Source organism: Cellulomonas humilata (genome assembly GCF_030814415.1).
Classification (GTDB): domain Bacteria; phylum Actinomycetota; class Actinomycetes; order Actinomycetales; family Cellulomonadaceae; genus Cellulomonas; species Cellulomonas humilata_A.
The window spans coordinates 747,242-761,289 of sequence record NZ_JAUSVB010000002.1 but is presented as its reverse complement, the minus strand read 5'-3'; the positions used below and the strand labels follow the sequence as shown (position 1 = coordinate 761,289).

The window sequence follows — 14,048 nt, the reverse complement described above, 5'->3', positions numbered from 1 at the left end:
CGCCTCCGCTCACACCGGTGCGCCGGTCCAGGCTCCCACCGGACAATCGGGACGTATCTGGCACGTCGCCAGACCGCTCCTGGTCTTCGAGCGGGCACATCGAGGTGCCCGCACTCATCTGGGGGCAGAAGACCATGGCATACGAGATCCGCGGATCCCTGTGGGGAACGCTGTGTCACGACGTCCGGGAGCCGCTCGCCGGCCTCGAGCTGCGCGCGTACCGGTCGACGGGCGACCGAGCCACCGAGCAGGCGGTGGCGGACGAGAAGGAGACGTTCCACGAGGTCGCCGAGGGCGAGCGCACGGGGGCACCGCTAGCCGTGGCCCGCGTCGACGACTCGGGAGCGTACGTCCTGACGATCGACGACAAGGAGTACGACGGCGGGCCGCTGGACCTCGACCTGTACGTCGAGAAGGCGCCGCGGCCGCGGCAGGACCCGACCTCGAAGCCGCGCCAGCTCGCCGTCACCACGCTCCAGCCCCGCTGGCGGCAGACCGAGGACCGCGTCATCGCGGTCTGGGAGTACGCGATCCCGAACCGGTTCTGGTGCCACATCCTGGCGCTGTTCGGCATCTGGACGATCAGCGGCCGGATCACGACGTGCGACGACAAGACCCCGATCCCGGGTGCGGTCGTCTCCGCCTTCGACGCCGACTGGTTGCAGGACGACCCGCTCGGCACCGCCACCACCGACGGGACCGGCCACTACGTCCTGACGTACCTCGCGTCGAACTTCCGGCGCACACCGTTCTCGCCGTACATCAACGTCGAGCTGACCGAGGGTCCGGACGTCTACGTCAAGGTGGAGCTCGGCGGGCAGCCGATCATCACCGAGACGCAGTCGGACGGTCGCAAGCCTGGCCGGCAGAACGTGGGGCACTGCTTCTGCCTGGACCTGTGCACCGACAAGCTGCCCGGTGGTCCCGAGACCGTGCCGCACTGGCAGCAGGTCGAGGTGTTCGACATCCACCCGGGCAACGGCCAGCCGGGCTCCACGTTCGACACGCTCGGCTACGCCGATCCCGCGGGCGGTGCGTACGTGTTCGGCGGGACCGTGACGCTGCGCGGCAACTGCCCGCTCACCGACATCGGCACCGGGCACCCGCTGAAGTACCGGTTCCTGGTGGGCGAGTACACCTGGACCGGTGCGGAGGACCCGGCCAACCCGCCGACCGTCGCCCCCGCGAGCCTGACGCCCGTGACGACGCAGGTCACCGGCACGCACGTCGGCTACGTGTTCTACACCGACGGCAACAGCCAGGCGCAGTCGGTGTCGGTCGTGGTGACCGCGGCCAACCTCGACGCCGACGGCTTCGTGCAGATCGACGGCCTGCCGGTCACCGTGCCGATGTACAACCCGCCCGGTTCGACCGCGGTGGTCAACGTGAGCGGGTCGAACTTCCTGCGCACGTTCGACCTGCTGGAGCTGAACACGGCGCCCATCACGGCACTGCACCCGACGAAGAAGCCTGGTGGTCTGCCGAAGGCGCAGGCGGGCGAGACCCTGCCTTCGGCCGAGCAGGAGCCGGTCCGCCGGTACCGCGTGGGCTTCGAGGTGCGCGACGCCGTCACCAACGCCACGACGCACACCGACCAGCTCGACTCGATCATCTTCGACAACTCGGCGGTCATCGCCACGCTGGACCTCGAGGAGCTGCGGCTCAACGGCTGCAACCCCTTGTCCGGCGCGACCTTGATCCACCTGCTGTACACGGTGGACCACCCGCACCTGAGGAACTTCTCCGTCACGATCAACAACAACGGGGGCTCTGTGCACATCCCGCCGGAGACGCCCTCGGGTGCGTTCACCACGGGGGGCTACTCGTTCCGGGGCGGCGCGTCCGGCCCGCACAACGGCTCGTTCACGGGCGGCCTCCCGATCGACGTGTCGGCCGACCCGGCGTGCGCCTACTCGGTCAACCTGGGCTGGGTGACGCGTCGGTACCTCGACACGAGTCAGACGCTCCAGCGGCTGTACTGCCACTGACGGCGGTCTCGGGGGCGTCCGGTCGCACCGGGCGCCCCCGAGTCAGGACCAAGGACCCGTCCGCAGACGGCCCTGGCGGGGCACGATGGTGGTACCGGCAACCCCGGCTCTGTCCGAATGCACCCACCAGGAGCGACCATGTCCGCCGTCCACCCGTCCCCCACCCCGCGTGACCGCGTACGACGTCTCGTCGAGACCGTCCGGTGGGCACCCGCACCGGTCTGGGGCGAGTCGACCGGTGAGCGCACGCGCTACTCGGTGTACCTGGCGGGGAGCATGCTCGCCTGGGCCGTGGCCGGCCTGGTGATGGCTGCGCTGATCGGTGCAGCGCTCAGCCTCGTCGTCTGACGCAGGTCAGGCGATCCGGCGCAGGGCGATCGCGGCATACATCAGCGCCGCGACGGTCTCGCCGTCGGTGATCGTGCCGTCCGCGACCATCGCCATGACGCCCGTCCACGGGACGGTCCGCACTGCGGTGATGCCCTCGACGGCGTGCTCGGTGGGCTCGCCGGACGGTCGGAGGACGCGCGCGAGGAAGACGTGCTCGGGCGCGTTGCAGATCCCGTTGAGCGCGAACATCGATCCCACGCGCTCCCAGGAGTCCGCGACCAGACCGGTCTCCTCCCGCAGCTCCCGCTGCGCCGCGAGCAGCAGGTCCTCGCCGTCGGAGCCACCCGCGGGGACCTCGAGCGACACTCCGGTCGTGTAGCGGTCGACCTCCACGAGCACGACCTCGTCGTCGGCGGTGACGGGAACGATGAAGACCGCGGGATTGCGGACCTCCACCACGCCGTAGATCCCCGCGCTGCCGTCCGGGCGGTCGACGGCGTCCTCCCGCACCCGGACCCAGGGGTTCTCGTACACGGTCGTCGAGCTGCGCGTGCGCCAGAGCGTCATGAGAGAAGCCTTTCAGACGGTCGGAGGGATTGCGCTTACCGGACAGGATGTGACACCTTACGGAAACCGGTTTCTCACCCACCTGTCGGAGACAAGGACGTCTCATGAGAGCTCGTCGTACCCTCGTCGTCACCCTCGCCGCAGGAGCTCTCCTGCTCCCCCCGACGACCGCGAGTGCCACTCCCCCGCCCCCCGCCGTCGACCTCGGCCGTGAGGTCCTCCCGCCCGGCGACGGCTGGGCCTCCTACGAGGGCCCGACCGTCCCCGACGGCAAGCCCACCGTCGCCACCGGGACCACCGGCGGGGCCGCCGCGGACGCCTCCCAGGTGTACGTCGTCGACACGTGGCAGGAGCTGCGCGACGCCCTCGCCGGAAAGGCGGGCGGCAGCCAGACGGACGCGCGCACCAACACCGTCCCCCGCATCATCTACGTCACGGGGACCATCACGGCCTTCGACCCGGCGACCTGCCACAGCTTCGCCCAGCAGGTCACGGTCTCCGACACCGGCCGGCCGTTCAGCGTGGCCGACTACATCGCGTACTACGACCCCGCCGGACCGTGGGGCAAGGTCAAGCCGAGCGGACCCCTCGAGAACGCCCGCATCGCGGCCGCGGCGATCCAGGCGACGACGACGCTCCAGCACGTGGGCTCGAACGTCACCCTGGTCGGTGTCGGTGACGACGCGCAGATCGTCGGCGCCAGCATGCGGATTCGCGACGCGCACAACGTCATCGTCCGGAACCTGACCGTCGCCGACGCGTACGACTGCTTCCCCGTCTGGGACCCGACCGACACCGCCGTCGGCAACTGGAACTCCGCGTACGACAACGTCTCGGTGTGGACGTCGACGAGCGTCTGGGTGGACCACAACTCGTTCGACGACGGTGCCCACCCGCACTCCGCGCTTCCGGTGGTCTTCGGCCGTCCGTTCGAGACGCACGACGGCCTGCTCGACATCACGCACGGCTCCGACCTGGTGACCGTCAGCTACAACACGTTCACGGAGCACGACAAGACCGAGCTCATCGGCTCGTCGGACTCCCGGCCGCAGGACCGCGGCCAGCACCGCGTCACGCTGCACCACAACCACTGGGTCGACATCGGCCAGCGGGCGCCCCGCGTGCGGTTCGGCGACGTGCACCTCTACGACAACCTCTACACGCAGACCACCGAGGGGCTGTTCCAGTACCACTGGGGCGCCGGCATCGAGTCGAGCATCTACGCGGAGAGCAACGCGTTCGAGCTGGCGCCCGGCGTCGACCCGGCACGCATCATCACGCGCTGGGCAGGGACGCAGCTGTTCGAGACCGGCTCGACGGTGAACGGCCAGCCGACCGACATCCTCGCCGCGTTCAACGCGACGGCGCCGGTCCCGCTGGCCGCGACGGCGCGGTGGAACCCGGCCGACGTGTACGACTACACGCTCGACCCGGTCGAGGACGTCCCGGCGATCGTCCGTGCCGAGGCCGGCGCGGGCGTGCTCTCCTCCGGTACCCCCGTGGCCACGGCCGCTCCGGGTGTCGCCGTGCTCTCCGACGACAACGGCCAGGGCACCGGCCTCTTCGACGGCTCCTACACAGTCACCGCGAACCTCTACTGGGGCCAGAACGCGACGGTCGCCAAGCTCTACGAGAACGGCGTCCTCGTCGGCGCCCAGTGGCTCACCGGTACGACCCCCCGCCGTCAGACGGTGGAGTTCCCGATCACCGGCAGGGTGAACGGGTCCTACACCTACGTGGTCGAGCTGCTCAACCCGTACGGCACCAGCACGTCACGACCGCGCACCGTCGTCGTCAAGGACGCGTCGCCCGCGCTCGCGGTCCTGTCCGACGACAACCGCGACGGTGACGGCTCGTTCACCGTGACGACCAACCTGTGGTGGGGCACCAACGCGACGCACTACGCCCTCTACCGCGACGGGGTGCTGGTCGACGAGCAGGACCTCACCGCGGCGACCCCGCGACGCCAGACCGTCCGGACGACGGTGACGGGTCTCGAGCCGGGCACCTACCGGTTCGTCGCGGTGCTCAGCAACGACGCCGGGAGCACGCCGACGGCGGAGCGGGCGGTGACCGTGAAGCGCTGACCTGTGCGCGGGCTGGGAGTCAGTTGTGGAGAGTCCCGGCACCACTGCACACAACGTGCACGGGACCCGCGCGCAAGTCCCTGACGTGCGAGAACACGCGGTCCTACGTTGTCGTCCATGAGCGACACCGGAGCACCGACGCCACCGACTCCCCCTGCTCTCCCCGGCCCGCCACCCACCTGGGTGGCGGGCCGCGGCGTGCCTGTCCCGCGCGAGGCCGGACGCCTCGCGCAGGTGCTGACCGCGTTCTGGGCGGAGCGACGACGACCGGTGGCCGCGAGCACGCTCGTCCTGTGCGGCGTGGTGGGCGTGGTCGGCGCCGTGCTGCTCGTCGGCCACCAGCCCGGCCTCGGTGCCGCGCTGATCGGGCTGGTCGTCTGGGCCGCAGCGGCGCCCGCACTGATCCGTCGCCGGAACGTCAACGACCTGATCACCGCGGCACTGTCGATCACGCTCTTCGCCGTGGTCGCCCTGCGCGACGCGGGCTGGGTCGTCGTGCTCTGCGCGCTCGTCGCCGCCTGGACCGGCGTGGTCGCCGTGACGTCGACCCGCTCCGCCCCCGCCGCTGTGCTCGCGCCGCTGACCTGGGCTGCGGGCACCGTCCGCGCGATGCCGTGGGTGGCGAAGGGCATCGAGACCCTCGCGGGCGCGCGTCGCGGACAGCTGCTCGTCGCGCTGCGCAGCGTGGGGATCACCGTCGGCCTGCTGGTGGTGTTCGGCCTGCTGTTCGCCAGCGCCGACCGCGTCTTCGCCCGGATGATGCCGCGCGTGGAGGCGGACCTGCTCCCGGGCCAGCTGGTCGTCGGCGTGCTCGTTGCCGTCGTCGCGGCCGCCCTCGCGCACCTGGCTCTCGCGCCGCCCAGCTGGTCCGACGCCCGCCTCGCACCGCGGCCGGCCGCGAAGCGCGCCGAGTGGCTCCTCCCCGTCCTCGCGCTCGACGCGATGGTCCTGCTGTTCGTGACGGTCCAGGTCGGCGCGTTGCTCGGCGGCCACCGCCACGTGCTCGAGACCGAGGGTCTCACCTACGCCGAGTACGCGCGGGAGGGGTTCGCCCAGCTGGTGGCGGTCACCGTCCTCACCCTCGTCGTCGTGGCGGTCGCCGCGCGGCGCGCACCCCGCGAGACCCCCCGAGACAGGCTGGTCTCCCGGCTGGCGCTCGGTGCGCTCTGCGTGGGGACCCTGGGCGTCGTGGCGTCCGCGCTGCGCCGGATGGACCTGTACGTCGACGCGTTCGGGCTCACACGGCTGCGCGTGTTCGTGACCGTCACGGAGATCGCCCTCGCCGCGGTCTTCGTGCTGCTGCTCGTGGCGGGGATCCGGTGGCGCGGCGGATGGCTGCCGCGAGCCGTGCTCCAGGTGGTGGGCGTGGCGATGCTCGGCCTCGCCCTCGTCAACCCCGACGCGCAGATCGTCCGCCACAACACCACGGCCGACCTGGTCACCACCCTCGACGCCGACTACCTCGCCGGGCTGTCCGCCGACGCGGTCCCGGCCTACGACGAGATCGAGGGCGACCCGGCGCTGCGTCAGTGCCTGCTCGCGTCGACCAGCGTCGCGTCGTCCACGGGCATCGGCGGCTGGAACCTCGGCCGGGAACGCGCCGCGCAGGTGCTGGCGACCGAGCAGCCCGACAGCGACCGGTGGTGCACGTCGGACCGGTGATCCGCGGTCAGACGAGGACGGGTTCCTCCTCCTCGACGGGTACGGCACCTCGGGGTCGTGCGAGTAGGGTCACCAGGCCGAGCACGAGGAGCGCGATGACGAACACCCCGACCACGTACGCGGGGGTGAGCCGGTCCGCCAGGACGAGCGCGAGCGCGGCCAGGGCGATGATCACGACGCGGACGAGCGTGCGCTGCTCGTCGAGCCACACCCCGACCGGTCCCGTGCTGATGCCCCGGCGATCCCCCGCACTGCGCAGCCAGGCTGACGCGTGGGACGACGACGCGCGCAGCTGCCTGGCCGCGGTCGTGCCGCCCGCGGCGAACGCGATGATCGCCAGCAGCAGTCCGAGCACCAGGCCGACCCGCAGCTCGATGCGCAGCAGGGAGACGAACTGGTCGTAGATCGCGACCGCGGTGTCCACGCGTTGCACGGTCGGCGGCAGCGAGCTGGCATACAGCGATCTGCCGAGCGCCAGCGCGATCCCGAGCAGGAGCATCGCGCCCGCCAGTGACAGCCCCGCCACGACCAGCGCCCGCGACCGGTGCTGTGCGGCGAGGACGCCGGCGGCGAGCAGCGCCAGCGACAGGTACGGCAGCAGCCCGCCGACGATGTCGATGAGCCGGTACGCGCTCTGCAGCCGCACGAGGTCGGCGCTCGACGCGATCGGGAACGTCACGTTGATCGTCGGGATCCGGCTCACCAGCGTGAAGCCCGCCTCCTCCAGCGAGGTCTTGACCTGCTCGATGATCGGGGTCACGTCGAGCGTCAGGGTGCCCGTGTCGCTGATCTGGGCGAGCGCGTCGGGGTCGCCTCGCAGCGTCGCGACGATCTGCTCGTGGGCGGCCCGGTTGGCCTCCTCCCAGACGTTCTCGAAGGCGTCCGAGCTGACGATCTTGGTGACGTTCTTGCGGATGAACCCGGTGATCGCCTCCTGCAGCGGCGCCTGCAACGAGGTGACGGCCTGGCCGACCAGAGGCGGCAGGTCGAGCCCGGCGACCGCGTCGGTCGCCTGCGTGGTGAGCTCCTCGACGTTCAGCGCGTCGACGACGGCGATGGTGATCCGGTTCGCCACGGCCGACTGCACCAGCGGGTCCTCGGCGATCGGCGCGACCGTGTCGACGTAGTTGTCGGTGGAGACGACCAGCCCGCGAGCCCAGCTGCCCACGACCGCGATCGGAGCGAGCAGGGCGCCGATGAGGATCAGGACGACCGCGGCGGTCGAGCGGCCCACCTTGCGCCGGGGACGGGGTGCCACCGGGGCGGGCGGCGGGACGGTCGCCGTGGCCCGCAGGCGCGCGTTCTCCGTCTCCAGGAGCTGCAGGCGGGCCAGCAGCACGGCGCGGTCCTCGGCCGGCGAGGACGCGGGGACCTGGACGTCGATGCTCGTCGGGATCTCCGCGGTGTCGTGCGGCGATCCGGTCGGGATCTCGGCCGTGTCGTTCTCGTCCTCCGGCGACGCCACCGCGTCCGACGGCCCGGTGTCGTCCGGGATCTCCTCGTCCGGCGTCACGTAGGGCGACTCGGTGTCCGGTGTCGCCGCGGCGTCGTCCGTGGCGGGCGTGCCCACCGACGGGTCCGGGGCTCCGGCCGGCGGCTTCGCGCCGGTTCCTCGCGGCTTACGGGGCGACGGCTTGTTCTCGACCACGAAGTGCCCTCCCGACATGTCGGACATGTTGCGACGAGCCGAGCATGTCAGTAGCGCTGCTCAGAGCGCGAGAGGCAGGCCCGCACCGGCTCGGCGCGGGTCACCGTCGCGAGCCGCGTCGACCGGTACGGTGCCACGGAGACGAACGCCGCCCGCGAGCCCGCTCGCCTGCCCGCACGGGGGACACGATGCCGAACATCCCTGTGACTCACCCGGTCCGCGTAGGCGCGCGGGACCCCCGCAAGCCTCCGGCGTGGCTCCCCCGCGCGCTCCTGATGACCGGGTTCGCGGTCTTCCTCGGGCTCGCGACGTGGCGGGCGCTGTCCGTGCTGGGCAACGTCATCTTCATCGTGGTGATCTCGTGGTTCCTGGCGCTGGCGATGGAGCCGCCCATCCGGTGGCTGGTCGCTCGCGGTCTGCGACGCACACGTGCCACCGGGCTGGTGATGATCGCCTCGCTGGTGGGGATCCTCGCGGTGATCGCGCTGTTCGGGGGCCTGTTCGTCACGCAGGTCATCGAGCTCGTGCAGTCGTTGCCGGAGTACTACGCGCAGTTCGCCGACTGGGTCACGCAGAGGTTCCCGGTCGAGATGCCAGAGGCGGACGACCTGCTCGTCGGGCTCAGCGAGAACTGGCAGCAGCTGGCCCCGGGCCTCATCGGCCTCGGCTCGACGATCGTCGGCGGGCTGTTCACCGCCAGCGCCGTCCTACTCGTCGTCTACTACATGGCGAGCGCGGGCCCCAAGCTCCGAGCGGCGATCTGCCGGATGCTGGCCCCCGCCCGGCAGCGCGAGGTGCTGCGCCTGTGGGAGGTCTCGCAGGAGAAGGTCGCCGACTTCATCAGCTCGCGCATCGTGCTGGCGGCGCTGTCGACGTTCTTCACGTTCATCTTCCTGACGATCCTCGGCATCCCGTACGCGCTGCCGCTCGCGGCGTTCACCGGCGTGGTCTCGCAGTTCGTCCCGACCATCGGCACGTACATCGGCGGCGCGCTGCCCATCGCCGTCGCGCTCGCCGTCGACCCCGTCAAGGGCCTGCTCACGCTGGCGTTCATCGTGGGGTACCAGCAGGTCGAGAACCTGATCTTCTCGCCCAAGGTCTCGCAGCGGTCGCTCGAGATCAACCCCGCGATCGCGTTCCTCGCGGTGATCGCGTTCGGCGCGGTCTTCGGCCCGATCGGGGCGTTCCTCGCACTGCCGGTCGCGGCGACGATCCAGGCGGTCTCGTCGACCTACATCCGCCGGCACGACCTGGTCGACGACGAGCTGCTCCGCGAGGACGAGCAGGCGATGCGACGGCAGCGAGGGTGGGTCGACATGCCGGAGGACGAGCCCGACGAGCCGTCGGAGGGCCCGGAAGATCAGCCGTAGAAGACGCGCTCCACCACCGCGCGGGCCCGTCGCGCGGTCCGCAGGTAGTCCTGCTCGAGCTCACCGCCGGACCCGGCGGGGTACCCGACCACGCGGGCCAGCCCGGCGAGAGCCTGCCGGTCGTGCGGCAGGACGTCCGCGTGCGCTCCCCCGCGACCGCTCCACAGCACGTTGGCGTCCCGCAGCCGGCTCGCCAGGAGCCACGCCTCGCTCAGCACCCGTGCGTCGTCGGCGTCGAGGAGACCCGCCTCCGTCGCCGCCTCGAGGGCCGCCAGCGTCGCCGTCGTGCGCAGCGCCGGCACCTCGTGGGCGTGCTGGAGCTGGAGGAGCTGCGCGGTCCACTCGACGTCCGCGATGCCACCGCGTCCCAGCTTGAGGTGCCGGGCGGGCTCGACGCCTCGCGGCAGCCGCTCCGACTCGACCCGGGCCTTGATGCGGCGCACCTCACGCTCCACCGCCGGCTCGACCCCGCCGGCCGGGTACCGCAACGGGTCGATCAGCCGCAGGAACCGCTCGCCGAGCTCGTCGTCACCGGCCACCGGGCGCGCCCGCAGCAGCGCCTGGGACTCCCACGGCGAGGACCAGCGCTCGTAGTACTCGGCGTAGGAGTCGAACGACCGGACCAGCGGACCGTTGCGGCCCTCCGGGCGCAGGTCGGCGTCGACCTCCAGGGTCGGCTCCGGCCCGACGGTGCCGAGCAGCGTGCGCAGCTTCGTCGTCACCAGCAGCGCGAACTCTTGTGCCGCCCGCGGGTCCGCCCCCTCGACGGGATCGTGCACGAACAGCACGTCGGCGTCGGAGGAGTAGCCCATCTCCGCGCCGCCCCACCGACCCATCGCGACGACGAGCAGCCGCGTCGGGCTCGTCTCCAGCCCCTTGTCCGCGCGCGCCTCCCACTCCGCCACGCGCAGGGCGCCGACGAGGACGACGTCGGCCGCGACGCTCAGGCTCCGCGACGCACGCTCGCCGGTGACGACGCCCAGGACGTCCGCCGCGGCCGTCCGCGAGAGCTCCCGCCGACGCAGCCCGCGCAGGGCCGTCACCGCCGTGACCTGCTCGTCGGACCGCGTGAGGATCGCGTCGGCCTCGGCGGTCAGCCGCTCGAACGTGCGGGGCACAAGGTCGGCGTCGTCGGCCAGCCACGTCACGGACTCGGGCGACTTCGTGAGGGCGTCGGCGACGTAGCGGGACGTCGACAGCACCTGTGCGAGCCGACGGGCCGCCGTGCCCGAGTCACGGAGCAGCTTGAGGTACCAGTGCGTGGTGCCCAGCTCGTCGGACAGGCGCCGGAACGCGAGCAGGCCACCGTCCGGGTCCGCGCCGTCCGCGAACCACCCGAGCATCACGGGGAGCAGCTGCCGCTGGATCGAGGCTCGTCGCGACACCCCCTCGGTCAGCGCCGCGATGTGGCGCATGGCGCCCGCAGGGTCGGTGTAGCCGATGGCTGCGAGCCGGGCCTTGGCGGCCTCCGGGGCGAGGCTGGCCTCCGCGGTCGACAGCTGGGCGGTCGCCGGCAGCAGCGGCCGGTAGAACAGCTCCTCGTGCAGGCCTCGGACCTCGCGACGCGTCGCGCGCCAGCGGTCGTTCAGGCCGTCGGCGCCCTCGGCCCGCATGCCGATCGAGCGCGCGAGCCTGCGCAGGTCCGGCTCGGTCGTCGGCATGAGGTGCGTGCGGCGCAACCGGTGGAGCTGGATCCGGTGCTCGAGCACCCGCAGGAGGCGGTAGCAGACAGCCAGGTGGGCCGCGTGCGAGCGCCCGACGTACCCCCCGGCAGCCAGCGCGGCGAGCGCCGTCAACGTGCTGGGGCTGCGGATCGTCTCGTCCGCGCGCCCGTGCACCAGCTGCAGGAGCTGGACGGTGAACTCGACGTCCCGCAGGCCGCCGACCCCGAGCTTGAGCTGCCGGTCGGCCTCCGCCGCGGGCACGTGGCCCTCCACCCGGCGGCGCATCGCCTGCGAGTCCTCGACGAAGTGCTCGCGGGTCACGGCGCTCCACACGAACGGCTGCGTCATCTCGACGTACTCGCGTCCGAGCGCCTCGTCGCCCGCCAGCGGTCGCGCCTTGAGCAGCGCCTGGAACTCCCAGGTCTTGGCCCAGCGCTCGTAGTACGCCTTGTGGCTCGCGATCGTGCGCACGAGGGGCCCGTTCTTGCCCTCGGGTCGCAGCGCGGCGTCGACCGGCCACAACGCCGGCTCGCCCGACGGCGTCGAGCACACGCGCGCCAGGCCCGCGGCGAGCCGCGCCCCGACCGCGAGAGCCTCGGCCTCGTCGACCCCGTCGACGGGCTCGGCGACGTAGATGACGTCGACGTCGCTCACGTAATTGAGCTCGCGGCCACCGCACTTCCCCATGCCGATGACCGCGAGGCGCACGCCTCGGCCGTGGTCGTCGAGATCGGCACGGGCCAGCGCGAGGGCCGACTCCAACGCCGCACCCGCCAGGTCCGCCAACGCGGCCGCCACACCGGGCAGCCGGCTGAGCGGGTCGGTGCTGGTCAGGTCCGTCGCCGCGATGCGCAGCAGGCGCGTGCGGTACGCGAGCCGCATCGCATCCGTCCCGGCCGCCCCCGCCAGCGTCGCCACCGGGACGTCGGCGTCCGCGTCGGCTGCGACCGCGTGCAGCAGCTCGGCCCGGACCTCGGCCACCGGGACGCCCGTCCCGGGCACGTCGTCGAGGAGCACCCGCAGCGTCTCCGGGTGCGCGACGAGCGTGTCCCCGAGTGCCACGGATGCGCCGACCACCGCGAACAGCCGGGCGCGCGGCGGACCGTCCTCCTCCAGGATGTCCCGCAGGACCGCGAGCAGCTCGGGGTCCCCGACGACCGCGCCGGCGAGCTTCGCCAGCGCGAGCACCGCCTGGTCCGGGTCCGCGACGTCCGCGAGCGGCGGGATCAGCACGTCCGCGGGCGCGTCGACCACCTGCAGGAGCGCCGCGTCCGCGAGCAGCCGCTCGGCACGGCCGGCGTCGGACACCCCGACCCGGGTCAGGCGACCGGCCAGCGTCGACCCGCGCCCGGCAGAGGTCGAGCTCACGCTCACAGCACCGGGAGGAACCGCCGCAGCTCGTACGGCGTCACCTGCGAGCGGTAGGCCTCCCACTCCTGGCGCTTGTTGCGCAGGAAGTAGTCGAACACGTGCTCGCCCAGCGTCTCCGCGACGAGCTCCGACTTCTCCATGATCGAGATCGCCGCGTCCAGCGACGTCGGCAGCGGCTCGATGCCGAGCGCGCGCCGCTCCGAGTCGGTGAGCTCCCAGACGTCGTCCTCGGCACCCTCCGGCAGCTCGTAGCCCTCCTCGACACCCTTGAGGCCGGCGGTGAGCAGCAGGGCGTACGCGAGGTACGGGTTGGTGGCGGAGTCGACCGCGCGGTACTCGATGCGGCTCGAGTTGCCCTTGCCGGGCTTGTACATCGGCACGCGGACCAGCGCGGAGCGGTTGTTGTGGCCCCAGCAGACGTAGCTCGGCGCCTCGGCACCGCCCCACAGCCGCTTGTAGGAGTTCACGAACTGGTTGGTGACCGCCGTGATCTCGGCGGCGTGCTTGAGCAGCCCCGCGATGAACGAGCGCGCGGTCTTGGACAGCTCCAGGTGTCCGCCGGGCTCGTGGAAGGCGTTGCGGTCGCCCTGGAACAGCGACAGGTGCGTGTGCATGCCGGAACCGGGCTGGTCGGCCAGCGGCTTGGGCATGAAGCTGGCGAAGACGCCCTGCTCGAGCGCGACCTCCTTGACCACCGTGCGGAACGTCATGATGTTGTCCGCGGTGGTCAGGGCGTCGGCGTAGCGCAGGTCGATCTCGTTCTGGCCCGGTCCGGCCTCGTGGTGGGAGAACTCCACCGAGATGCCCATCGACTCGAGCATCGTGATCGCGGCGCGGCGGAAGTCGTGCGCGGTGCCGCGCGGCACGTGGTCGAAGTAGCCACCCTGGTCGACGGGCACCAGCGGCAGCGTCGGGTCCGCGGGGGCGTCGAACAGGTAGAACTCGACCTCGGGGTGCGTGTAGAAGGTGAACCCCTGGTCGGCGGCCTTCGACAGCGCCCGCTTGAGCACCGTGCGGGAGTCCGCGAGCGACGGCTCGCCGTCCGGCGTCAGCAGGTCGCAGAACATGCGGGCGGTGCCGTGCCGCTCCCCCCGCCAGGGCAGGATCTGGAACGTCGACGGGTCGGGCTTGGCGATCATGTCCGCCTCGTACACCCGGGTCAGCCCCTCGATGGCGCTGCCGTCGAACCCGATCCCCTCGGAGAAGGCGGCCTCGAGCTCTGCGGGTGCCACCGCCACCGACTTCAGGATCCCGAGCACGTCGGTGAACCAGAGACGGATGAAGCGGATGTCCCGCTCCTCGACCGTGCGGAGCACGAACTCCTGCTGCCTGTCCATGCGGTACATCCTGCCTGATGAACG

Annotated in this window: 9 protein-coding genes; 5 read left to right on the top strand and 4 right to left on the bottom strand. The window is 72.0% G+C overall.

Annotated features, from left to right (window positions below):
• Positions 1-134 precede the first annotated feature (134 nt).
• Both J2X26_RS09495 and J2X26_RS09490 read left to right on the top strand, forming a co-directional pair.
• On the top strand, positions 135-1,988 hold the full coding sequence (locus J2X26_RS09495; RefSeq protein ID WP_307491718.1) for a carboxypeptidase-like regulatory domain-containing protein: 1,854 nt from the start codon (positions 135-137) through the stop codon (positions 1,986-1,988).
• A 138-nt stretch (positions 1,989-2,126) separates the two neighbouring features.
• Positions 2,127-2,336, top strand: coding sequence for a chemotaxis protein CheW (locus J2X26_RS09490; protein WP_307491716.1), 210 nt, complete (start codon positions 2,127-2,129; stop codon positions 2,334-2,336).
• A 6-nt stretch (positions 2,337-2,342) separates the two neighbouring features.
• On the opposite strand, the gene J2X26_RS09485 is transcribed toward J2X26_RS09490, so the two are convergent.
• Positions 2,343-2,885 (bottom strand): NUDIX domain-containing protein, encoded by a 543-nt coding sequence (locus J2X26_RS09485; protein WP_307491715.1) that lies wholly within the window; start codon positions 2,883-2,885, stop codon positions 2,343-2,345.
• 104 nt (positions 2,886-2,989) lie between these two features.
• Between J2X26_RS09485 and J2X26_RS09480 the strand changes: the two genes are divergently transcribed.
• Positions 2,990-4,972 (top strand): pectate lyase family protein, encoded by a 1,983-nt coding sequence (locus J2X26_RS09480; RefSeq protein WP_307491712.1) that lies wholly within the window; start codon positions 2,990-2,992, stop codon positions 4,970-4,972.
• A 117-nt stretch (positions 4,973-5,089) separates the two neighbouring features.
• On the top strand, positions 5,090-6,634 hold the full coding sequence (locus J2X26_RS09475; RefSeq protein WP_307491711.1) for a DUF4153 domain-containing protein: 1,545 nt from the start codon (positions 5,090-5,092) through the stop codon (positions 6,632-6,634).
• A gap of 7 nt (positions 6,635-6,641) precedes the next feature.
• Here the strand turns inward: J2X26_RS09475 and J2X26_RS09470 are convergent, their stop codons facing one another.
• The gene (locus tag J2X26_RS09470) at positions 6,642-8,300 is read right to left on the bottom strand and encodes a hypothetical protein (protein WP_307491710.1); all 1,659 of its coding nucleotides are present in this window, start codon (positions 8,298-8,300) and stop codon (positions 6,642-6,644) included.
• Positions 8,301-8,470: 170 nt separating this feature from the next.
• Between J2X26_RS09470 and J2X26_RS09465 the strand changes: the two genes are divergently transcribed.
• Positions 8,471-9,652 carry an AI-2E family transporter gene (locus J2X26_RS09465; RefSeq protein ID WP_307491709.1) on the top strand — a complete coding sequence of 394 codons (1,182 nt, stop codon included), beginning with the start codon at positions 8,471-8,473 and terminating at the stop codon, positions 9,650-9,652.
• Here the strand turns inward: J2X26_RS09465 and J2X26_RS09460 are convergent.
• Both J2X26_RS09460 and glnA read right to left on the bottom strand, forming a co-directional pair.
• Positions 9,643-12,690: a bifunctional [glutamine synthetase] adenylyltransferase/[glutamine synthetase]-adenylyl-L-tyrosine phosphorylase gene (locus tag J2X26_RS09460; protein WP_307491708.1), complete on the bottom strand. Its 3,048-nt coding sequence runs from the start codon at positions 12,688-12,690 to the stop codon at positions 9,643-9,645. The two genes, J2X26_RS09465 and J2X26_RS09460, sit on opposite strands and share 10 nt — an antisense overlap.
• Entirely contained in the window at positions 12,687-14,024 is a 1,338-nt protein-coding gene (gene glnA, locus J2X26_RS09455) for a type I glutamate--ammonia ligase (protein ID WP_307491707.1), read from the bottom strand. The genes J2X26_RS09460 and glnA overlap by 4 nt, the downstream gene beginning before the upstream one ends.
• Positions 14,025-14,048: the final 24 nt, after the last annotated feature.

What these genes read in the sequence shown, in the direction of transcription:
- J2X26_RS09475 (WP_307491711.1), top strand. Translation starts at nt 5,090, where the DNA reads ATGAGCGACACCGGAGCACCGACGCCACCGACTCCCCCTGCTCTCCCC.
- J2X26_RS09485 (WP_307491715.1), bottom strand. Translation starts at nt 2,885, where the DNA reads ATGACGCTCTGGCGCACGCGCAGCTCGACGACCGTGTACGAGAACCCC.
- J2X26_RS09470 (WP_307491710.1), bottom strand. Translation starts at nt 8,300, where the DNA reads ATGTCGGGAGGGCACTTCGTGGTCGAGAACAAGCCGTCGCCCCGTAAG.
- J2X26_RS09465 (WP_307491709.1), top strand. Translation starts at nt 8,471, where the DNA reads ATGCCGAACATCCCTGTGACTCACCCGGTCCGCGTAGGCGCGCGGGAC.
- glnA (WP_307491707.1), bottom strand. Translation starts at nt 14,024, where the DNA reads ATGGACAGGCAGCAGGAGTTCGTGCTCCGCACGGTCGAGGAGCGGGAC.
- J2X26_RS09490 (WP_307491716.1), top strand. Translation starts at nt 2,127, where the DNA reads ATGTCCGCCGTCCACCCGTCCCCCACCCCGCGTGACCGCGTACGACGT.
- J2X26_RS09495 (WP_307491718.1), top strand. Translation starts at nt 135, where the DNA reads ATGGCATACGAGATCCGCGGATCCCTGTGGGGAACGCTGTGTCACGAC.
- J2X26_RS09480 (WP_307491712.1), top strand. Translation starts at nt 2,990, where the DNA reads ATGAGAGCTCGTCGTACCCTCGTCGTCACCCTCGCCGCAGGAGCTCTC.